Source organism: Pseudomonas sp. PAMC 26793 (assembly GCF_000313235.1).
In the GTDB taxonomy this organism is placed as follows: Bacteria; Pseudomonadota; Gammaproteobacteria; order Pseudomonadales; family Pseudomonadaceae; genus Aquipseudomonas; species Aquipseudomonas yamanorum.
The window spans coordinates 176,708-195,583 of the sequence record NZ_AMXG01000015.1 but is presented as its reverse complement, the minus strand read 5'-3'; the positions used below and the strand labels follow the sequence as shown (position 1 = coordinate 195,583).

The 18,876-nt window shown below is 59.5% G+C and carries 20 protein-coding genes and 1 tRNA gene; 10 read left to right on the top strand and 11 right to left on the bottom strand.

The genetic code is table 11. The annotated features are described in order from the left end of the window. The first annotated feature begins 28 nt into the window (after nt 1-28). The 5 genes from D109_RS0104000 (at nt 29) to D109_RS0103980 (ending at nt 4,443) form a co-directional block, all read left to right on the top strand. Complete coding sequence (locus D109_RS0104000; protein WP_017475778.1) at nt 29-289, top strand: hypothetical protein; 261 nt, start codon at nt 29-31, stop codon at nt 287-289. A gap of 212 nt (nt 290-501) precedes the next feature. Further along, nucleotides 502-843, top strand: a complete 342-nt coding sequence (locus tag D109_RS0103995; protein ID WP_017475777.1) for a ribonuclease E inhibitor RraB — start codon at nt 502-504, stop codon at nt 841-843. 436 nt (nt 844-1,279) lie between these two features. Next, nucleotides 1,280-2,689, top strand: a complete 1,410-nt coding sequence (locus tag D109_RS0103990) for a circularly permuted type 2 ATP-grasp protein (protein WP_017475776.1) — start codon at nt 1,280-1,282, stop codon at nt 2,687-2,689. A 3-nt stretch (nt 2,690-2,692) separates the two neighbouring features. Beyond that, the gene (locus D109_RS0103985) at nt 2,693-3,643 is read left to right on the top strand and encodes an alpha-E domain-containing protein (protein ID WP_026077764.1); all 951 of its coding nucleotides are present in this window, start codon (nt 2,693-2,695) and stop codon (nt 3,641-3,643) included. Further along, nucleotides 3,640-4,443, top strand: a complete 804-nt coding sequence (locus D109_RS0103980) for a transglutaminase family protein (RefSeq protein ID WP_010165966.1) — start codon at nt 3,640-3,642, stop codon at nt 4,441-4,443. Before D109_RS0103985 ends, D109_RS0103980 begins: the two co-directional genes overlap by 4 nt. A gap of 104 nt (nt 4,444-4,547) precedes the next feature. On the opposite strand, the gene D109_RS0103975 is transcribed toward D109_RS0103980, so the two are convergent. Beyond that, nucleotides 4,548-5,330 (bottom strand): c-type cytochrome, encoded by a 783-nt coding sequence (locus D109_RS0103975; protein ID WP_017475774.1) that lies wholly within the window; start codon nt 5,328-5,330, stop codon nt 4,548-4,550. A 701-nt stretch (nt 5,331-6,031) separates the two neighbouring features. On the opposite strand from D109_RS0103975, the gene D109_RS0103960 reads away from it, so the two are divergent. The 3 genes from D109_RS0103960 (at nt 6,032) to D109_RS0103950 (ending at nt 10,221) form a co-directional block, all read left to right on the top strand. Beyond that, nucleotides 6,032-7,237: an acetyl-CoA C-acetyltransferase gene (locus D109_RS0103960; RefSeq protein WP_017475772.1), complete on the top strand. Its 1,206-nt coding sequence runs from the start codon at nt 6,032-6,034 to the stop codon at nt 7,235-7,237. Between the two features lie 16 nt (nt 7,238-7,253). Beyond that, the gene (locus D109_RS0103955; RefSeq protein ID WP_017475771.1) at nt 7,254-9,401 is read left to right on the top strand and encodes a 3-hydroxyacyl-CoA dehydrogenase NAD-binding domain-containing protein; all 2,148 of its coding nucleotides are present in this window, start codon (nt 7,254-7,256) and stop codon (nt 9,399-9,401) included. 91 nt (nt 9,402-9,492) lie between these two features. Then, nucleotides 9,493-10,221 (top strand): amidotransferase, encoded by a 729-nt coding sequence (locus tag D109_RS0103950; protein ID WP_017475770.1) that lies wholly within the window; start codon nt 9,493-9,495, stop codon nt 10,219-10,221. A 131-nt stretch (nt 10,222-10,352) separates the two neighbouring features. Here D109_RS0103950 and D109_RS0103945 read toward each other — a convergent pair whose 3' ends face one another. The 3 genes from D109_RS0103945 to D109_RS0103935 form a co-directional block, all read right to left on the bottom strand. Beyond that, nucleotides 10,353-11,324 (bottom strand): magnesium and cobalt transport protein CorA, encoded by a 972-nt coding sequence (locus D109_RS0103945; RefSeq protein ID WP_017475769.1) that lies wholly within the window; start codon nt 11,322-11,324, stop codon nt 10,353-10,355. 128 nt (nt 11,325-11,452) lie between these two features. Then, nucleotides 11,453-12,208 carry a 1-acyl-sn-glycerol-3-phosphate acyltransferase gene (locus D109_RS0103940; protein ID WP_017475768.1) on the bottom strand — a complete coding sequence of 252 codons (756 nt, stop codon included), beginning with the start codon at nt 12,206-12,208 and terminating at the stop codon, nt 11,453-11,455. 216 nt (nt 12,209-12,424) lie between these two features. Next, complete coding sequence (locus D109_RS0103935) at nt 12,425-13,114, bottom strand: crotonase/enoyl-CoA hydratase family protein (protein WP_017475767.1); 690 nt, start codon at nt 13,112-13,114, stop codon at nt 12,425-12,427. 333 nt (nt 13,115-13,447) lie between these two features. On the opposite strand from D109_RS0103935, the gene D109_RS0103930 reads away from it, so the two are divergent. Beyond that, a tRNA-Ser gene (locus tag D109_RS0103930) sits at nt 13,448-13,537 on the top strand. A 103-nt stretch (nt 13,538-13,640) separates the two neighbouring features. Here the strand turns inward: D109_RS0103930 and D109_RS1000000132530 are convergent. From D109_RS1000000132530 to D109_RS0103900, 6 genes are all read right to left on the bottom strand, one after another. Then, entirely contained in the window at nt 13,641-13,910 is a 270-nt protein-coding gene (locus D109_RS1000000132530; protein ID WP_004371186.1) for a hypothetical protein, read from the bottom strand. A gap of 333 nt (nt 13,911-14,243) precedes the next feature. Then, nucleotides 14,244-14,597 carry a gamma-glutamylcyclotransferase family protein gene (locus tag D109_RS0103920; RefSeq protein WP_017475765.1) on the bottom strand — a complete coding sequence of 118 codons (354 nt, stop codon included), beginning with the start codon at nt 14,595-14,597 and terminating at the stop codon, nt 14,244-14,246. Nucleotides 14,598-14,614: 17 nt separating this feature from the next. Next, nucleotides 14,615-15,277 carry a M24 family metallopeptidase gene (locus D109_RS0103915; protein WP_017475764.1) on the bottom strand — a complete coding sequence of 221 codons (663 nt, stop codon included), beginning with the start codon at nt 15,275-15,277 and terminating at the stop codon, nt 14,615-14,617. A gap of 158 nt (nt 15,278-15,435) precedes the next feature. Then, nucleotides 15,436-15,711, bottom strand: a complete 276-nt coding sequence (locus tag D109_RS1000000135190; protein ID WP_161635744.1) for a hypothetical protein — start codon at nt 15,709-15,711, stop codon at nt 15,436-15,438. Between the two features lie 130 nt (nt 15,712-15,841). After that, nucleotides 15,842-16,420 carry a DUF4337 domain-containing protein gene (locus tag D109_RS0103905; protein WP_017475763.1) on the bottom strand — a complete coding sequence of 193 codons (579 nt, stop codon included), beginning with the start codon at nt 16,418-16,420 and terminating at the stop codon, nt 15,842-15,844. A 54-nt stretch (nt 16,421-16,474) separates the two neighbouring features. Further along, the gene (locus D109_RS0103900) at nt 16,475-17,359 is read right to left on the bottom strand and encodes a LysR family transcriptional regulator (protein WP_026077762.1); all 885 of its coding nucleotides are present in this window, start codon (nt 17,357-17,359) and stop codon (nt 16,475-16,477) included. 96 nt (nt 17,360-17,455) lie between these two features. Here D109_RS0103900 and D109_RS0103895 point away from each other — a divergent pair, with 96 nt between their 5' ends. Continuing rightward, entirely contained in the window at nt 17,456-18,424 is a 969-nt protein-coding gene (locus D109_RS0103895) for an SDR family oxidoreductase (RefSeq protein ID WP_017475761.1), read from the top strand. Here D109_RS0103895 and D109_RS0103890 read toward each other — a convergent pair. Then, the gene (locus D109_RS0103890; RefSeq protein WP_017475760.1) at nt 18,411-18,767 is read right to left on the bottom strand and encodes a DUF2784 domain-containing protein; all 357 of its coding nucleotides are present in this window, start codon (nt 18,765-18,767) and stop codon (nt 18,411-18,413) included. The two genes, D109_RS0103895 and D109_RS0103890, sit on opposite strands and share 14 nt — an antisense overlap. Between the last annotated feature and the right edge of the window lie 109 nt (nt 18,768-18,876).

Below are 18,876 nucleotides of genomic sequence, written 5' to 3'. Positions count from 1 at the left end.
CAAGGTCCAGATAGAGGTAAGCCCACCCATGGGTTTTATCGAGGAGGCTCTGATGCCAAAGTGGAACGTTTCCTTCACTGATGATCATGGTGAGTCGGTAGTCGAGCAATTCGAATGTGAGCAAAAACCGACCCTTGAAGAGGCTGCGCGCCTGGTTCGCGCTCGCGTGTCCCCGGTGCTGAAGGAATTGGATCTCAACGATCTCGAAGGGCGTGTTGCCGAACCCACAGTGAAGATCCTGAAAGATCAAAACAGCATTAAAGACCTCAAGGTCGACCCCGCCGCCTGAACATTCCCTGTATACCCTTAAACAGACTCTGGTGGAGCTGAAAACTTCGCGTTACTCTGCAACGGAGATCAGCGAATGAATCGCTAAGGTCTGGTCTTGTCAGCTACATGCTTGTCTCCCAGCGGCGACGTCATTGCCGTAACACCCGCGCCGTTACAGCGCGGGCTTGGGAAGCACGGAAAGTCTATCCATCGGTGTGAGGAGGACGTTTCATGAGCACAGCCTATCAAGAAGACGTCAGCACCAACGTGTTGCGCCGCATGAAAGAGGGCGGCTTTGACTTCTCACGTTTCCACCCCATCGAGTTCTACGCCATTTTCCCGGATGAGGAACGTGCGCGCCGGGCTGCGGGTCGGTTTCGTGGGGAATCCCTGAATGCCCAGGTCAGCGCGCGGGATGACGGCGCCTGGTACCTGGAACTGAGCAAAATCATGTTCGCCACCTACGACGGCATAGGAGACTTCGAGCAGGACTTTGAGGCAGTGGTCGAGCCCTTGGGCGGGATCATCGAGGGATGGGGCGTGAAACAGGAGGTGCGTGGGTTACCCATGTAGCGGCATGAGCAATAACACAGCGTATCGGCTGACCTTTGGGTCGGCCGTTTTTGTTTCTGGTGCAGGAAAAATCCGACGCAAAAAAAACCACCCGAGCAGGGTGGCCAAAGGGAAGATCGGAGCGAAGGGGAACCGATCGGTACATGCCGTATCACGTTACCCATCAAGCAAAGGTTCAGGCTGTAGGACATGTCCTGTTCAGCCGATGGAGGTGATTATCCGCAGGGTTTGCCGCGCGATGAAATCAACTCTGACTATGCTGGTGATAGTCATGGCCTGCATTGCAATGAGGCGCCGCCCATGACAGCGGGCATTTGCTGCACCGGGACGGTGCGGTGAGACCTGCGCCTATCTCCAACTGATTGATACTTAAGTGTTTATGCCGCTGGCACGGGCCTTGCGATGGTTCTGGCGTCCGGGTGACAAGGAGTACGGCATGATCCGCACTTATTACGATGAGATGTACGACGGGGCAGGGCAGGTGCGCCCCCATTACCGCGAGTTCGCCCGCTGGTTGGCCGAGACGCCTGCCGAGCTGCTGGCTCAGCGCCGCCGTGAAGCCGATTTGCTGTTTCACCGTGCCGGCATCACCTTCACGCTGTATGGCGATGAGCAAGGCACCGAACGCCTGATTCCCTTCGACACGATTCCCCGCAGCATTCCGGCCAGTGAGTGGCGGATCGTCGAGCGCGGCTGCATCCAGCGGGTCAAGGCGCTGAACATGTTCCTCGCCGACCTGTACCACGAACAACGGATCATCAAGGCCGGGATCATCCCCGCCGAGCAAGTGCTGGCCAACGAGCAATACCAGTTGGCGATGCAGGGCCTGGACCTGCACCGCGATATCTATTCCCACATCTCCGGCGTCGACCTCGTACGCGATGGCGACGGTACTTACTACGTCCTCGAAGACAACCTGCGCACCCCCAGCGGTGTCAGCTACATGCTCGAAGACCGCAAGATGATGATGCGCCTGTTCCCCGAACTGTTCGCCGCCCAGCGCATCGCGCCCATCGACCACTACCCCAACCTATTGCTCGACACCCTGAAAAGCTCCAGCCCGCTGGATAACCCCAGCGTGGTGGTACTCACCCCGGGACGTTTCAACAGTGCGTTCTTCGAGCATGCGTTTCTGGCCCGGGAAATGGGCGTGGAACTGGTGGAAGGCGCCGACCTCTTTGTGCGTGATGACCGAGTGTTCATGCGCACTACGGACGGCCCCAAGGCGGTGGATGTGATCTACCGCCGCCTCGACGACGCCTTCCTCGACCCGCTGGCGTTCAATCCGGACTCCATGCTCGGGGTGCCAGGCCTGCTGGCGGCGTACCGCTCGGGCAATGTGGTGCTGGCGAATGCCATCGGTACCGGGGTGGCGGATGACAAGTCGGTGTATCCCTTCGTCACCGAGATGATCCGTTTTTACCTGGATGAAGAACCGATCCTGAAGAATGTTCCGACGTTCCAGTGCCGTAATCCCAGTGAACTGTCTCACGTGCTGGCCAACCTTCCGGAGCTGGTGGTGAAGGAAACCCAGGGCTCCGGTGGCTACGGCATGTTGGTCGGCCCGGCGGCCTCGGCGGCGGAAATCGAAGCCTTCCGCGCACGCATCAAGGCCAAGCCCCACGCCTATATCGCGCAGCCAACCCTGTGCCTGTCCACCTGCCCGACCTTCGTCGAAAACGGCATCGCCCCACGCCACATCGACCTGCGCCCGTTCGTGCTGCAAGGCAAGGAAACCCGTGTGGTGCCCGGTGGCCTGACCCGCGTGGCGCTGCGGGAGGGTTCTCTGGTGGTCAACTCGTCCCAGGGCGGCGGCACCAAAGACACCTGGGTGGTTGAGGATTGAAATATGTTGAGTAGAACTGCCTCGGATTTGTATTGGATGTCGCGCTATCTGGAGCGTGCGGAAAACCTCGCGCGGATGCTCGATGTCAGTTATTCGCTGTCGCTGATGCCCCAGGACGGGCGTGGCGATGGCCTGCATGAACTGGCGATGCCGCTGTTGATCACCGGCACCCTCGACGATTACCGCGAGCGTCACGGTGAGCTGCACGCCGAGCGCCTGCTGCACTTCTTCGCCCTGGAGGCGGCCAACCCCGCCAGCATCTACAGCTGCCTCGGTGCGGCCCGGGCCAGTGCCCACGCCGTACGTGGGCGAATCACCGCCGACATGTGGGAAAACATCAACGCCACCTGGCTGGAAATTCGCGACATCGCCCAGCAGGGCCTGAGCCGTTATGGCATGAGCCGGTTCTGCGAGTGGGTCAAGGAACGCTCCCACCTGTTCCGTGGCGCCACCTACGGCACCATCATGCGTAATGACGCTTTTCGTTTTATCCGCCTCGGCACTTTTATCGAACGGGCCGACAACACTCTGCGCCTGCTGGATGCCCGCTATGAAATGGCCGGTGACCAGGCCAAAGCGGTCACCGATGGCACCGCCCACGCCTACTATCAGTGGAGTGCGTTGCTGCGCGCCTTGTCGTCGTTCGAGGCCTACACCGAGATCTACCGTGACGCCCCGGGCGCTCGGCAAGTCGCCGAGCTGTTGCTGCTGCGCGCCGACGTCCCGCGTTCGCTGCGGGCGTGCAGTGAGGAGATTGATCAGATCCTTGGCAGCCTGCCCGGCATCAACGGTCGCCCGGCCCAGCGCCTGGCAGCCGAGATGGACGCACGGCTGCGTTATACCGCCATCGACGAAATTCTCGAGGAAGGCCTGCACGCTTGGCTGACCGACTTCATCCCGCTCGTGCGCGAGCTGGGCGATGCTATTTACAGTTCCTACCTGGAGGCGGCATGAGACTTTCCATCAGCCACGAAACCACCTACCACTACGAAGACCAGGTGCGTGCCAGCATCCAGTACCTGCGTCTCACGCCCCACGACAGCGAGCGCCAGCACGTCCTCAGTTGGCAGCTGGACCTGCCCCGGCCGGTGCGGGCGCAACTGGACCCCTTCGGCAACATCCTGCACGTGCTGACCCTGGATGAGCCCCACGAAGCCATCATCATCGGCGCCCGTGGCCAGGTGGATATCGATGAATTGCGCGAGGCGGAACATGAAAGCCAGTCGGCATTTCCGTTCCTGCGCTGCACCCGTTTGACTGAGCCGGACGATGCCCTGCGCAGCTTTGCCGAAAAGCATTGCCACCAGCGCCGCGACCGCAGTGCGTTGATTGATCTGATGCATGCGCTGAACCAGTACATGACCTACTCGCCCGGCTCTACCGAAGTCGACACCTGTGCGGCCAAGGCGTTTGCCGGGCGTGCCGGGGTGTGCCAGGACCACACCCACGCCTTCCTCGCCTGTGCCCGTAGCCTGGGGATTCCGGCGCGGTATGTCTCGGGGTATTTGTACAGCGAAGACTGCGAGCACCTGGCCAGCCACGCCTGGGCCGAAGCCTGGCTGGATGACGCCTGGTACAGCTTTGATGTGACTAACCAACTGGCCCGGCCGGAGCGGCATCTGAAGCTGGCGGTGGGCCTGGATTACCTGGACGCCTGCCCGGTGCGGGGCATGCGCCGTGGGGGAGGGCATGAGCAGATGCATGCCAAGGTATTTGTGGCACCGACACCGGTGATTTCGGTGCAGCAGCAGTAGGATTCCGGGAGAGAGGGAGCTGTGTGTAGCAGGAAAGCTCTCTGTGGCAGGAAAGCTTTTTGTGGCGAGGGAGCAAGCTCCCTCGCCACAGGTTTACCCGAGCCTTAAGGCTGCTTTCTGCCTGCCATATGCTTCAAGTACCCCACCAGCAGATCCAGGTCCGCATCCGGCAGCACGCTGGCCGCAAACGCCGGCATCTTCGCCTGTGGCCAATGCCGCATGCTTTGCGGATCGCGGATGTAGCGCTTGAGGAAATCCCCGGCGAAATATTCAGTGGGGTTGTAGGGAATATTCAAGTCCGGCCCCACCTGCGCATCGCCAGCACCGTTGAGGCGATGACACGCCAGGCAGTTCTTCTGGAACAGCGCGAAGCCTTGATTCACCGGATCGTCCGCCGCCAGTTTGGGGTCCGGTAACAACGCCGGAAAGCGCTCCGCCACCGTCTTCATCTGTTTGATGCCGGAGATCTGAAACGGCCATTGCTCAGGGCTGATAGGCCCGGCCTGCGGGTCCGTCCACACCAGATAAAACGGCCCGGCACTGGGCTTGCCGTCTGCCAGTGGCGGCCACGGATGCGCCGGGTCTTCCACCGCCAACCAGGCCTGCGCGCCGCGTTTTGACAACAGCGGCGCCGCCGTCAGTTCCGCGGCAAAGCCGTCAAGCGCCACCGCCTGCAGATGATTTTCCGGCGTGATGCCCGGCAACAGCGCTGCCAACGGTACCGCGCGATACGTCATGTTGCGCTTGTAGGAAACGTCATCAACGATCTGCACCGTCTGTGCATCCGGGCGCTTGAGCAGCTCGGCGGTTTCCCAGGTTTTACGGGTGTGATCCAACTCGATGGTCAGCTGTGCGGCAGACGCCGGCAAGGCGAGCAGCAGGCTCATGAGGACGATGATCTGTTTCAAGGAAGGGCCCGTGTTTGAGTGGCGATGCGGGTTCACGATACCGCAAAACTAGCTGAAACCGGCACGCAAAACGGCAGCCCCTGACGGGATCGCTATGCGCAATATCCCGAAAGGTGCTGCCAAAGGCTGCGATCCTGGCGCTGTGTCTGCGCAGAACGTGGGGTGTGAGAGGTCACCCAATGACCTTGGTGAGGTTGGGCAAGATCAGAATCAGTGTGGTGGCGAAAAGAATAAGTCCCGCCTGACGAACTTTCGAATGCTTGAACATGGCTGACTGCCTTTTGTTGTTATTTCTGAGCGTCAAATGCGTGCCGGTCGATTCAACTATGACGGTGCTACATGACTCTTTTCTTACAGTTCTTACAGGTGCCCCAGCAAAACCCGGCGGCAACCATTTACTTCTCCTACAGATTCAACCTTAGAGCCCTCGTTCTGCTTGACTTAGATCCATTTCATCTCATTACCTGGAGAAAACTTATTAAAAAGGCATGAGGCCAATTGCCAGCCAGACGCCAGCCCTAGGGCTAGACAGCTAAAACGATTAATCAGCCGAATCCCGTAGCCTCCTACCGTTCGTCTGAGCGTGTGCGTCAAGGTCAATGAGCGGTTCGGTCATTGAATCCGCCGCCCCGGCGCCTAAGGTAAGGGCACGATCCGTTGCCCAGTAATTCGAGGACGTCATGACCCAAGCTTTGATCTTTGATGCGATACGCACGCCCCGTGGCAAAGGCAAGCCGGATGGCGCCTTGCACAGCGTCAAGCCGGTGAACCTGGTGGCCGGGTTGTTGACTGCGCTGCAACAGCGCACTGACCTCGATACCCGGCAAGTGGATGACATCGTCCTCGGCTGTGTCACACCGATTGGCGACCAAGGTGCCGACATCGCCAAGACCGCCGCATTGGTGGCGGACTGGGATATCAGCGTCGCCGGTGTGCAGATCAACCGGTTTTGCGCGTCGGGCCTGGAGGCCGTGAACCTCGGCGCGATGAAAGTGCGCTCCGGCTTTGAAGACCTGGTGGTGGTCGGCGGCGTCGAGTCCATGTCCCGCGTGCCCATGGGTAGCGACGGCGGCGCCTGGGTACTCGACCCGCAAACCAATATGCACAGCCACTTCACCCCACAGGGCATCGGCGCCGACCTGATTGCCACGCTGGAAGGCTTCACCCGTCAGGACGTCGACGCCTTTGCCCTGCACTCACAGCAGAAAGCCGCGCGGGCCAGATCAGACGGTTCCTTCAGCAAGTCGCTGATCGCCGTGCAGGACCAGAACGGCATCGTGCTGCTGGATCAGGACGAGTTCATCCGGGCCGACTCCACCCTCGAAGGCCTGGGCAAGCTCAAGCCCAGCTTCGAGATGATGGGCCAGATGGGCTTCGATGCCACCGCCTTGCGGGTCTACAGCCACGTCGAGCGTATCAACCACGTGCACACACCGGGCAACAGTTCCGGGATCGTCGACGGCGCGGCGTTGATGCTGATCGGCTCTTCCGCCCGTGGCCGCGAACTCGGCCTGCAACCCCGGGCGCGCATCGTCGCTACGGCGGTCACCAGCACTGACCCCACCATCATGCTCACCGGCCCTGCACCGGCCACCCGCAAGGCCCTGGCCAAGGCTGGCCTGCGGGTTGAAGACATCGACCTGTTCGAGGTCAACGAAGCGTTTGCGTCGGTGGTGCTCAAGTTCATCAAGGACATGGGCATCGACGCCGCCCGGGTCAACGTCAACGGCGGTTCCATCGCCATGGGCCACCCGCTGGGCGCTACCGGCTGCGCGATTCTCGGCACCTTGCTCGACGAACTGGAGGTGCGCCAGCAGCGGTATGGCCTGGCCACCCTGTGTGTCGGCGGCGGCATGGGTATCGCCACCATCATCGAACGCCTCTGAGCCTAAGGAATCAGTCATGACCGATGCCATTCGTTACGAAAAAGGCCAGGACCAGATCGTGGTGCTGACCATCGACATGCCCGGCCAGAGCGCCAACACCATGAACGGGGTGTACCGCGAGGCCATGGCGGCCACCGTCGCCCGCCTGGACGCCGAAAAGGATTCGATAGCGGGCGTGATCATCACCTCGGCGAAAAAGACCTTCTTTGCCGGCGGTGACCTCAATGAACTGATCAAGGTCGACCAGCCCCACGCCAAGGACTTCTACGACAGCGTGCTGGTGCTGAAGGCGCAACTGCGCACCCTGGAAACCCTCGGCAAACCGGTGGTGGCCGCCATCAACGGCGCGGCACTGGGCGGTGGCTGGGAGATTTGCCTGGCGTGCCAGCACCGCGTGGCGCTGGACCACAAGTCGGTACAGATCGGCCTGCCGGAAGTCACCCTTGGCCTGCTGCCGGGTGGCGGCGGTGTGGTGCGCATGGTGCGGATGCTGGGCCTGGAAAAGGCCTTGCCCTACTTGCTGGAAGGCAAAAAGATTACGCCGCAACAGGCGCTGCAAGCCGGGTTGGTTGATGAGCTGGCGACAGATCGAGACGAGCTGCTGGCCAAGTCCCGGGCGTGGATTCTGGCCAACCCCGAGGCGAAACAGCGTTGGGACATCAAGGGTTATCAGATCCCAGGTGGCACGCCGTCCAACCCGAAAGTCGCGCAAATGCTCGCCATTGCGCCATCGATCCTGCGCGCCAAAACCAACGGCTGCTTCCCGGCTCCGGAGAAAATCCTCTGCGCCGCCGTGGAAGGTGCCCAGGTGGATTTCGACACCGCCCACCTGATCGAGACCCGCTACTTCACCGAGCTGGTTACCGGGCAAGTGGCGAAAAACATGATGGGTACCTTCTGGTTCCAACTTAATGAAATCAACGCCGGCAGCTCGCGACCCAAGGGTTTTGCGCCGTACGTGACACACAGGATCGGCGTGCTTGGCGCCGGGATGATGGGCGCGGGCATTGCTTATGTCAGCGCCTCGGCGGGCGTTGAGGTGGTGCTGAAGGACGTCAACCTGGCGGCGGCGGAGAAGGGCAAGGCCCACTCGGCAACGTTGCTCGACAAGAAGGTCGGCCGTGGGCAATTGACCACTGAGCAGCGGGAAACCATCCTCGCGCGGATTATTCCTACCGAATCCGATGCCGACCTCGCCGGCTGCGACCTGATCATCGAAGCCGTCTTCGAAGACCGGGACCTCAAGGCCAAGGTCTCGGCGGCCGCGCAACGCGTGGTGGGTGCCGACGCGGTGATCGCCTCCAACACTTCCACCTTGCCCATCAGCGGGTTGGCCACGGCGGTGCCCGACCAGAGCAAGTTTATCGGACTGCACTTCTTCAGCCCGGTGGACAAAATGCCCTTGGTGGAAATCATCAAAGGTACCCAAACCAGCGACGAAACCCTGGCCCGAGGTTTCGATTTCGTCCTGCAAATCAAGAAAACCCCGATTGTGGTCAACGACAGTCGCGGCTTCTTCACCTCACGGGTGTTCGGCACCTTCACCAACGAAGGCATCGCCATGCTCGACGAAGGCGTGGCGGCGCCGATGATCGAGACCGAGGCACGCAAGGCCGGCATGCCTGTGGGACCGTTGGCGGTCTCTGACGAAGTTTCCCTCAGCCTGATGAGCCATATCCGCCAACAGACGGCCAAGGACCTACAGGCCGAGGGCAAGCCGTTACCCCAGCATCCGGCATTTGCCGTGATCGACCTGTTGCTCAACGAATACAAACGCCCGGGCAAGGCCGCGGGGGGTGGCTTCTACGATTACCCGGCGGGCGGGCAGAAACACCTGTGGCCTGAGCTGAAAAACCGCTTTGAAAAGCCTGAGCAACGGATCTCGGCCCAGGACGTACGTGACCGCTTGCTGTTCATCCAGGCCATTGAAACCGTGCGCTGTGTGGAAGAGGGCGTGTTGATGTCGACGGCGGATGCCAACGTCGGCTCGATCTTCGGTATCGGTTTTGCCGCCTGGAGTGGCGGGGCGCTGCAATTCATCAACCAGTACGGCCTGAACGACTTCATCGCCCGCGCCCGTTACCTGGCCGAGCAATACGGTGAGCGCTTCACACCACCGGCGCTGCTGTTGGAGAAAGCCGCAAAGGCTGAAGCGTTTCGGTGATCAAAATGTGGGAGCGGGCTTGCCTTGGAAGGGTATTTCAAGGCAGGCTCTGGGGTGTTCATTATTCCCATCGCCGTGTCAGGTATTTTTTATGTCGTTACGCGTGTGCATCCTGGAAACCGATATCCTGCGTCCTGGACTGATCGATCAGTACCAAGGGTACGGGCAGATGTTCAAGCGCCTGTTTTCCAAACAGCCGATTGCCGCCGAATTCGTCATCTATAACGTGGTGCAGGGCGAATACCCGGCGGATGAAGAAGTGTTCGACGCGTACCTCGTGACGGGCAGCAAAGCTGACTCTTTCGGCACCGATCCCTGGATCCAGACCCTCAAGACCTACCTGCTGGACCGCCATGCCCGCGGCGACAAACTGATCGGCATCTGCTTCGGCCACCAGTTGCTGGCGCTGCTGTTGGGCGGCAAGACCGAGCGGGCGACCAAGGGCTGGGGCATGGGCATCCATGACTACAAACTGAACGCCAAGGCACCGTGGATGAGCCCGGTGGTGGAAGAGTTGACGCTGTTGATCAGCCACCAGGACCAGGTCACCACCCTGCCGGAAAACGCCACAGTGATCGCTTCCAGCGAATTTTGCCCGTATGCGGCGTATCACATCGAAGACCAGGTGCTGTGCTTCCAGGGCCACCCGGAATTTATCCACGACTATTCCCGCGAACTGCTGGAGATTCTTCAGACAACCCTGGGGGAGAAGGTCTACACCAATGGTGTGGCCAGTCTGGAAAGAGATCACCACGGCGTGACCGTGGCGGAATGGATGATGCGGTTTGTGGCGCACAAACCAAAAGCGGACGTGGCCTAACGAATCGGGTTGATTGACGAGCTTTTTGTGGCGAGGGAGCTTGCTCCCGTTCGGCTGCGCAGCAGTCGCAAGCCTTGGGGGCGCTTCGCACCCCAGCGGGAGCAAGCTCCCTCGCCACAACAGCAGTTTTCCTATAGCCAGCCTGAACGCTTGAAGCTGGCCCACAAACTCGTACACCCCACCGCAATAAACCCCAGCACCGCAAAATAGCCGTAGTGCCATTGCAGCTCCGGCATGTTCTGGAAGTTCATCCCGTAGATCCCGGCCACCGCCGTCGGGAACGCCAGAATCGCTGCCCATGCGGCAAACTTGCGTTGCACCACACTCTGGCGCGACGCTTCCAGCAACACCCCTATCTCGATGGTCTGGCTGGCGATATCCCGCAGGGTGGTCAGGTCTTCCATCTGCCGGGTGACGTGAATCTGCACATCGCGAAAGTACGGACGCATGTTCTTGTCGATAAACGGGAAGCTCAGTTTCTGCAACTCCTGACTGATCTCCACCATCGGCGCCACGTAGCGCTTCAGCCGCAGCACATCGCGGCGCAGGCCGTGGAGCTTCTGGATATCCGCTTCGCTCAGGGAGTTGCACAACACGTTGCGCTCCAGCTCATCGACCTCGGCATGAATCGCCTCGCTCACTGGCTGGTAGTTCTCGGTAACAAAGTCCAGCAGCGCATAGAGTACGAAATCTTCCCCATGCTCCAGTAACAGAGGCCGCGCCTCACAACGCTGGCGCACGTAACCATAGGACGCCGAGTGGCCGTTGCGGGCGGTGATGATGTAGCCGCTGCCGGCAAAAATATGGGTTTCGATAAACTCCAGCTTGCCGTTATCGCGCACCGGCGAATAGGTCACGATAAACAGCGCGTCGCCGAAGGTTTCAAGCTTGGGGCGGCTGTGTTTTTCCAGGGCGTCTTCGATGGCCAATTCATGCAGGTTGAACTGGCGTTGCAGGTTGGCCAGCTCCAGGGCGCTGGGCTCTTCCAGGCCGATCCACACAAAGTGGTCGGGCTTGGCGGCCCAGGCAGCGCCTTCGTCGAGGGTGATATCGGTGACTTTCTTTCCGGCGCTATAGACGGCGGCCGCAACAACTCTACCCATAGTGCTGATCGCTTCTTTATTGGATGACAGTTGTTGCGCAGCTTAGCTTGAACGCGCCCTCTGTAGGAGCGAGCTTGCTCGCGAAAAACCTGAGAGCGACGGGTTAATCCAGAATGAACGCGTAATCGTTAACGTCCTTCGCGAGCAAGCTCGCTCCTACAGGGGGCGATTTCCAACTCTCGGTCCATTGCTTCAATACAATCTTTCATTTGCTCGCGGCAGGTCTGCATTAACAGCGGCATGTCATCCATCGTCAGCCCCTTCGTAGGAATTGGTGGCAGCGAGCGAATCAGAATATCGCCACTGTTCCAGCGGTTGAGCTTCATCTGCTTCACATAGGTGCTGACACACACCTGCACAATCGGCACGCCCGCGGCGATCGCCATCTGGAACGCGCCTTTCTTGAACGGCAGCAGGGTTTCGCCGAAATTGCGCGTGCCTTCCGGGAACACCCAGATCGAGGTGTCTGCATGCTGCAAGGTGTGTGTGGTGGTCAGCATCGAGCGCCGCGCCTTGTGGGCGTTGCCCCGGTCAATCAACACATTGCCCGCCAGCCAGAACAGTTGCCCAAACAACGGCACCCACTTCAGGCTCTTCTTGCCGATACACACCGTGCGGTAGGGCACCACCGTGCCGAACACAAACAGGTCATAGTTGGACTGATGGTTGGCGATGATCACGCAACTGCTGGGCTTGTTGCGCAGCGAGTCGACCTCAGCCTTCACCCGCAGGCGCAACAGCCACATCGCCGGCACGGCATACAGACGCGCACAGTAACGGCTGTTGTCCGGATTGAACGGCCGACAGATCCCCAGTAGCACGCCCAGGACGCCCGCAATCATAAAATGCAGGCCCATCAACAACATGCGTAACAAAAAAAGCATCGACACAGCCCATCGGGACAAAAGGTGGCGCAGTGTACGGATGTGCACTGTATTCGGCAATTGCCCCTATAGAGTCGGAAGATAGGCGATGTTTAAGCGCATGTTTCAACGCGCCGTGACAGACACCGCCTAGAGCGGTTGTAGGCAATCCGGAATTCTTTGTAAGAAAAAGCCCGACTCAAGGTCGGGCTTCGATTCAGCAGGCGTAGGTTCGATTTAACCCAAGTGGCCCTGATCCTGAATGATCGCGTCATCCAGGGCTTCCAGCAGCGCCTTGCGCACCTTCAGCTTGGTGTGCTTGTGGGCATTCATATTGATCTTCTTCAATTGGCGAGCGGCTTCCAGCGCGGCTGCCTGCAATTCTTCCGGCGCGACCACCTTATCCAGGAACCCGGCGCTCAACGCGTCCTGCGGGTTAAACATCTCGGCATTGATCACCGAACGGTGGAAGGCCGACTTACGCAGACGATCCCGCGCCAGCTCGATCCCGGCGTGGTGCATGGTCATGCCGATCATCACTTCATTCAGGCCAATGCTGAAAGGCCCGTCCACACCGATCCGGTAATCCGCCGACAACAACAGGAACGCGCCCTTGGCCACCGCGTGCCCAGGGCACGCCACGATCACCGGAAACGGGTGCGACAACAGGCGGCGGGCCAGGGTAGAACCCGACGTCACAAGGCTCACCGCTTCTTTAGGGCCGGCGGTCATCACCTTCAAATCATAGCCACCGGACAAAATCCCCGGCGTGCCCGTGATGATCACCACCGCCCGATCTTTCTCGGCCTGATCCAGCGCTTCATTAAACGCACTGACCACTGCCGGCGAAATGGCATTCACCTTGCCGTTGCTCAGGGTCAGGGTCGCGATACCGTCTTGGAGGTGGTAGGCAATCAACTCACTCATGACGCGATTCCTTGTAATGCTTGTAATAGAAGGACAGACGGCAGACGTTACCCACCGCGCCCGCCCCGGTAAAGCGCCATGACTGACTACCCAGTCAGACTTTTCCCCCATGCCCGCCCGCAGGCGGCCTTCGGCAAGGCGCAGCAGCTACTATAGACAAGCGCCGCGAGTGCCCGAGAATGGCAGAATCGCCGTGGTGTGCATGGCGCCGCAGAGGTCTGGAACGGCATAACCGCCTAAGCGCATGAAAATTCTGAAAAAAACCTTTGCCATCGGAAAAGCTTTCGACTACATTAGCGCGCCTCGACAGACTGAATCAGTTTGACGAGATACGGTGAAGTGTCCGAGTGGCTTAAGGAGCACGCCTGGAAAGTGTGTATACAAGAAATTGTATCGAGAGTTCGAATCTCTCCTTCACCGCCAAATTCGATGTAAACAAAACCCCTGGTTTCGAGAGAAATCAGGGGTTTTGTGGTTTCTGGGGTTTGAATAGGTGGTTGTGCCAGGGAAAATTAAGCCAATGGGTTTAGGAGCACTGCGTAGCCATACGTCGCCCAATAACATCCAGCAAATCACAACCATCGCGCAAAGGAATCGAACACAGCAGCGAAAAATCGCTAAGCACAACCGTATCGCTGCTGATTTCCGCACGCAGTGCCAGATTTTCAAGAACTTGAGTAACAGCACGAATTCGATAACCAGCAGCGTCCAGCAAAACGTCCAGCGGCGCAGTGGTATCTACAAAAAGGGCAGGTGTCTCGCAATCGTTGCTGGTGAGGGCCATGTATTGGTTCATATGTGATGTCCGTTCTCTTAATGGAGGAGAGCAGCCACACATTTGTCGCCAAACAAAAGGTGGCAGCCGTACGCGGGTTGGCGAACCGGAACAAGACGGACAATGCCGGCAGACCCGAAGGTCTCCCACGCACAGCTACCATTGGGTAGCTTATTGCGCGCAGGAGCATCCCGCAAATTAGCCGGGAAGCTTCTGCCGTCTTAGTAGTCGAGTCGCCAAACCCGGTCGCCATGTAGGCGACCGGCGAACTATATGCCCCACCTCACAAACCCGGCAGGGCATGCCTTCCGATTGATCTGTAGGAAATCACTCCGACTGACCAACTGCACCCCCTCAAGCCTGCACATACACCCAAGCCGTCAACCCCGAAGCCAACCCCACCGAAACCCGCTTATAGTCCGACACTTCATACGCGTCCGCCGCCGCCAGTTCCTGCTCGGTAATCTGAAACACCATCCCCTCAACACTGTCCTCATTCCGCCCGCTCGGCGAAACAATCGGATGATGGGTCTTGCCACTCGCAGCCAACACTTCAGGATCGGTAATCTCCACCCAGCTTGTCGAATACCCCAGCATCGCATCCCGCTGGCCCACCAACTCCCGACCAAAGTTGGCCAACTGCACAGCCTTGTCCTGCAACGTGCCGTAGGAAAACAACAGCACGGGAAATTCGGTCGAGCGTTCCATCTTTATTCCTTGAAAAATTAAGCCAGCAAATCTTCGTAAAACGCACCATAAGCCCCGCTCGGGTGCGCGATCTGTATCTCCAGAATCCACAGCCCTTCATTGGGATACTGGTCAAAATCCCCAAGGTCACCGCCACGATAAATCGCATGGGGGAAATCGCTGACGCGGTGCCCTTTGATGTCCAGGTTCAGCACCCAACCCATTTCCTTCGCTTGCTCTTCGGCAAAACGATACAGCTCCAGGCCGACGACTTTGTCGTTCCTCCAGCGCCGCTCAACCCGATCAAACAGCGCTTTTGCCGCGCTCGCACATGCCTTCATCTCGGGGTCGTTACCGGTGCTGAATGTCGCCCCCGCATCACCTTCATGGCCTTGCCACACGGCGCCCATGTCGATGAAGTAGATGTCGTTTTCCCCCAGCACCGGGTCGCCGTCGGAGCGTTCCTCGAAGGTCTTGAGGGTGTTGGCGCCAAAGCGCACCAGCAGCGGGTGCCAGATGCGCTGCATGTCGAGGTCGGCGAGGACTTTTTTGCCGAGTTCGCGGGCTTCGGATTCGAGCATGCCGGGGCGGATGAGTTTGGACAGTGCTTCGATGGCGCGCCAGGTCATGGCCTGGGCGTACCGCATTGAGTCGATGCTGTAGGCGAAGCCCACAGCTTCCTTGGATGATTGTGCGGTCACCGGCTTTTCCTCGGCTTTATAGTGTCAGGCGTTATGCGTTTTACTATATAGCGAGTAGGTGTAGGACCCCAAGCGGATATGCCGGAATATGCCGATGTTTTCTGACGCGAGGGGTCTGGTGAATATGAGTGAGTCTAGGAGGAGGGGGTATCAGATGGTCAGTAGAAGATTCCCGCAAGATTGCCCTTTTCTACGAATTCACGCGGCTCGCGTAAAATTTGCTCCAGAATTGAGAGTCTCGAGCTGCCTTCTTCGCGTAGAAGGGTACCGACGAGTAGGCCTCTTTTAAGCGTCGCGAGCCCTGCGCCCGCCTTTCGGCTTCCTGGATGCTCAAAGCTCCACTTTGCCAGATTTCCATCCAGAAGCTGTCGGCCCGCAGTGTCTCGGAAGGTTTTGTTTGCGAAGTCGTAATAAGCATTTCGTACCTCCGGCACGTTGCGAGCGATGGCGAGTTTTATAGTCGGTTTGGTTTAGGGATAGCTACCAGCGAAACGCGACGTGACGTAACGTCGTGTTTCTGCTTTTTCCGCGCTCCACGTTCGAAGGGCGATGAAAATCCAGCTCTCAAATATGCAACCACGCCATCCCGCCCAACACCACACTCACCCCACCGGCGGTATACGCCATGCGCTTCAACCATTCCTTCCTTGTCAGCAACGTGATCGCCGCCAATGAAATCGCGATCTGAATCGCGGTCATCGCCTGCGCCCAGCGGTGATGCTGGTGCAGCGCCTGCTCTGACTTTTCATCCCATTCCTTCGAGGTGGCTTCGAGCTTTTCGGCCTGTTTGCGCACGTCTTCCTTCTGGGTTTTATAGCGCTGGATCTCGTCGGTGTAGTGCTTGGCATCAACCCCTGGAATATGGGTCGCCAGCTCGGCGAGGTTCTGCCGGCTGGATTTGGCCTGGTAGTAGTTCCACTGGTTGGCGGCTTCGGTCTTGAAGATGGCGGCGTTGTTTTTGTCCATCGCCGCTTCGCTTTCGGTGGAGCCAGCCTGGTAGCTGAGCATGGCGCCGACGGTGGCCATGATGGCGGTCATCACGGCAATGCGGCTGGCGAAATTGTCCCCGCTGCGGTGGGCATGTTCGGTGGCATGTTCAACGTGTTTTTCGTGGGGGCTGGGAACTTCGAAGGCTTCGGACATGGGGGCGTCTATGAAGGGATTGAGGGACTCTGATTCTTCACCAGCGAAGCTGTCTCAATCCTGTACGTAATGCTGCAAACCGGCCGCCAGGGCATCAAAGGTGACGCGGCAGCGTGGGCTATTACGCAGGTCTTCGTGCATGGTGACCCAGGTGTCCAGTTGCAGGGCAAATGCGTCCGGCAGGACCCGGCTCAGGCGGGTGTCTTGCCGGGCCAGTTTGACCTGGCAACCTCCGATACCGGCGCCGGCGCGGATCAGGGCCAGTTGTGCGAGGTCGCTATCGCTGCTGAGGGAAAAGGCGCTGCGGTCGAAGCCTTTGACGGCCAGGCTGCGGATGAACGCGCTTTCCTGGTCGTAGCCGATGACTGAGTGGGTTGTCAGGTCATTCAGGCTCTGGGGCGTGCCGTGTTGTTGCAGGTAGTCGTTGCGCGCGTGCAGGCCGACTTCGATAACGCCGATGCGCTTCGCCAGCAGTTGTTCCTGGCTGGGTCGGACCATTCGCACCGCGATGTCGGCTTCCAGTTGCAGCAGGTCCAGCAGACGGTTGCTCAGCACCAGTTCGACCTTGAGGTGCGGGTGCTGCTGGCGCAGGCGGGTGATGATCGGCGGCAGGACTTCCACGCCGATCACTTCGCTTGCAGACACCCGCACCACGCCGCTTACTTCCGGGCCTTGGGGCGAGGCTGCACGTTCGAGTGCGGCGGCGGTGGTTTCCATGGTTTCGGCATGGGTGCGCAGGGTGAGGGCGACGGCCGTAGGCAGCAGGCCGCTGGCGGAACGGGTGAACAGCACCACGTTCAGGGATTTCTCCAGCGCAGCGATGTGCCGCCCGACCGTTGGCTGGGTGATGCCGAGCTGCCGTGCGGCTCCCGACAACGATCCTTCCTTGAGTACCCCGAGGAATGACCGGTAAAGCTCCCAACCAATATTTGATGCCATGCATAAATGTATAGCGTCTGGATCATCTTCGGCAATTCCTCTATAGCTCGCCGACGAACAGAATCGCCCCATCAAACAACCGTCAGGGGAAAAAGCATGAACAAGGTTCTGGTGTTGGGTGCGACGGGCGGGATTGGTGGTGAGGTGGCACGGCAGTTGTCTGCTGCGGGCTGGCAGGTGTGCGTCCTGACAAGGGATGTGGATAAGGCTCACAAGCAGAACGCCGATTTCACCTGGATAAAAGGTGATGCGCTGAACCGTGAGGAAGTCGTCGCGGCGGCCAAGGGTTGTTCGGTGATCGTGCATGCGGTCAATCCGCCCGGTTACCAGCGATGGGCGGAACTGGTGCTGCCGATGATCGACAACAGCGTTGCAGCAGCTATCGCTGAAGGGGCGACGATTGTCCTGCCGGGCACGGTGTACAACTTCGGGCCGGATGCCTTTACGCGGTTGGAGGAAGATTCGCCGCAGCACCCACTTACCCGCAAGGGCGCGATCCGGGTGGAGATGGAGCAGCGTTTGCTTGAGGCGACCCGGCAGGGCGCGCGGGCGCTGATCGTGCGGGCGGGCGATTTTTTCGGCGCCAAGGCCGGCAGCAGCTGGTTTTCCCAAGGCTTGGTCAAGCCCGCAAAGCCGGTGGCCAACGTGAGCTATCCAGGAGCGCCAGGCGTGGGGCATCAGTGGGCTTACCTGCCTGACGTGGCGAGAACCATGGTCGAGTTGATTGCACGCCGCGACAGCCTTGATGCCTTCGCCCGCTTTCATATGGCGGGGCACATAGATGCCGATGGTCGGCAGATGAGCCAGGCGATTCAGCGGGTGGTGTCACGCAGGACCGGCCGCCAGCCTTCTGTCAGGGCGTTCCCATGGTGGCTGCTGAAACTGGCCGCGCCCTTTGTCACCACCTTCCGTGAGATGCAGGAAATGCGCTACCTGTGGCAAACCGAAGTACGCATGGATAACCGTCGTCTGGTGCAGGTGTTGGGCAGCGAACCCCACACACCGTTGGATGAGGCAGTTGAGGCCACATTGGCTGGTATCGGCTGCTTGCCTAAGAGCGCCTGATCAACCGCACATACACCGCGATATTGATCAGCAACACCAACGCGCCCAGTCCCAACTGAATCTGCGGCGTCAGCCCGGCCGGATAAATCAGGGTCAGGATGTAGTGCTCGATGAATCCACCGCCGTAACCCTCCTGCCCGGCCAAATGACGAAACAGGTTTTCCCAGCGGGTCAGCGGGCAGGGCAGGTGGAACACTTCCACCGCAACGCCCCAGGCAGCAGCGGGCAAATGCAGCCACATCACGGGCCGCCATTTGAGGGCGAGCAAACCGCCAAACAGCACGAACAGAATGAACGACAAATGAAACAGCACCAGGCCGTCGGCGCAAAGGCGGTAGAACATTGGGGGCACTTCCAGGGAGAAGGTAAATATTCTAAAGGGCAGTGTTGCCGGTCGGAAGCTTAACGGTTGCTTGCAGGCAACGCTGGCCGTTATTGTGCTGAATCCTTTT

Coding starts and splice junctions, on each gene's coding strand:
- D109_RS0104000 (WP_017475778.1), top strand. CDS start 29: ATGGGTTTTATCGAGGAGGCTCTGATGCCAAAGTGGAACGTTTCCTTC.
- D109_RS0103995 (WP_017475777.1), top strand. CDS start 502: ATGAGCACAGCCTATCAAGAAGACGTCAGCACCAACGTGTTGCGCCGC.
- D109_RS0103990 (WP_017475776.1), top strand. CDS start 1,280: ATGATCCGCACTTATTACGATGAGATGTACGACGGGGCAGGGCAGGTG.
- D109_RS0103985 (WP_026077764.1), top strand. CDS start 2,693: ATGTTGAGTAGAACTGCCTCGGATTTGTATTGGATGTCGCGCTATCTG.
- D109_RS0103980 (WP_010165966.1), top strand. CDS start 3,640: ATGAGACTTTCCATCAGCCACGAAACCACCTACCACTACGAAGACCAG.
- D109_RS0103975 (WP_017475774.1), bottom strand. CDS start 5,330: ATGAGCCTGCTGCTCGCCTTGCCGGCGTCTGCCGCACAGCTGACCATC.
- D109_RS0103960 (WP_017475772.1), top strand. CDS start 6,032: ATGACCCAAGCTTTGATCTTTGATGCGATACGCACGCCCCGTGGCAAA.
- D109_RS0103955 (WP_017475771.1), top strand. CDS start 7,254: ATGACCGATGCCATTCGTTACGAAAAAGGCCAGGACCAGATCGTGGTG.
- D109_RS0103950 (WP_017475770.1), top strand. CDS start 9,493: ATGTCGTTACGCGTGTGCATCCTGGAAACCGATATCCTGCGTCCTGGA.
- D109_RS0103945 (WP_017475769.1), bottom strand. CDS start 11,324: ATGGGTAGAGTTGTTGCGGCCGCCGTCTATAGCGCCGGAAAGAAAGTC.
- D109_RS0103940 (WP_017475768.1), bottom strand. CDS start 12,208: ATGCTTTTTTTGTTACGCATGTTGTTGATGGGCCTGCATTTTATGATT.
- D109_RS0103935 (WP_017475767.1), bottom strand. CDS start 13,114: ATGAGTGAGTTGATTGCCTACCACCTCCAAGACGGTATCGCGACCCTG.
- D109_RS1000000132530 (WP_004371186.1), bottom strand. CDS start 13,910: ATGAACCAATACATGGCCCTCACCAGCAACGATTGCGAGACACCTGCC.
- D109_RS0103920 (WP_017475765.1), bottom strand. CDS start 14,597: ATGGAACGCTCGACCGAATTTCCCGTGCTGTTGTTTTCCTACGGCACG.
- D109_RS0103905 (WP_017475763.1), bottom strand. CDS start 16,420: ATGTCCGAAGCCTTCGAAGTTCCCAGCCCCCACGAAAAACACGTTGAA.
- D109_RS0103900 (WP_026077762.1), bottom strand. CDS start 17,359: ATGGCATCAAATATTGGTTGGGAGCTTTACCGGTCATTCCTCGGGGTA.
- D109_RS0103895 (WP_017475761.1), top strand. CDS start 17,456: ATGAACAAGGTTCTGGTGTTGGGTGCGACGGGCGGGATTGGTGGTGAG.
- D109_RS0103890 (WP_017475760.1), bottom strand. CDS start 18,767: ATGTTCTACCGCCTTTGCGCCGACGGCCTGGTGCTGTTTCATTTGTCG.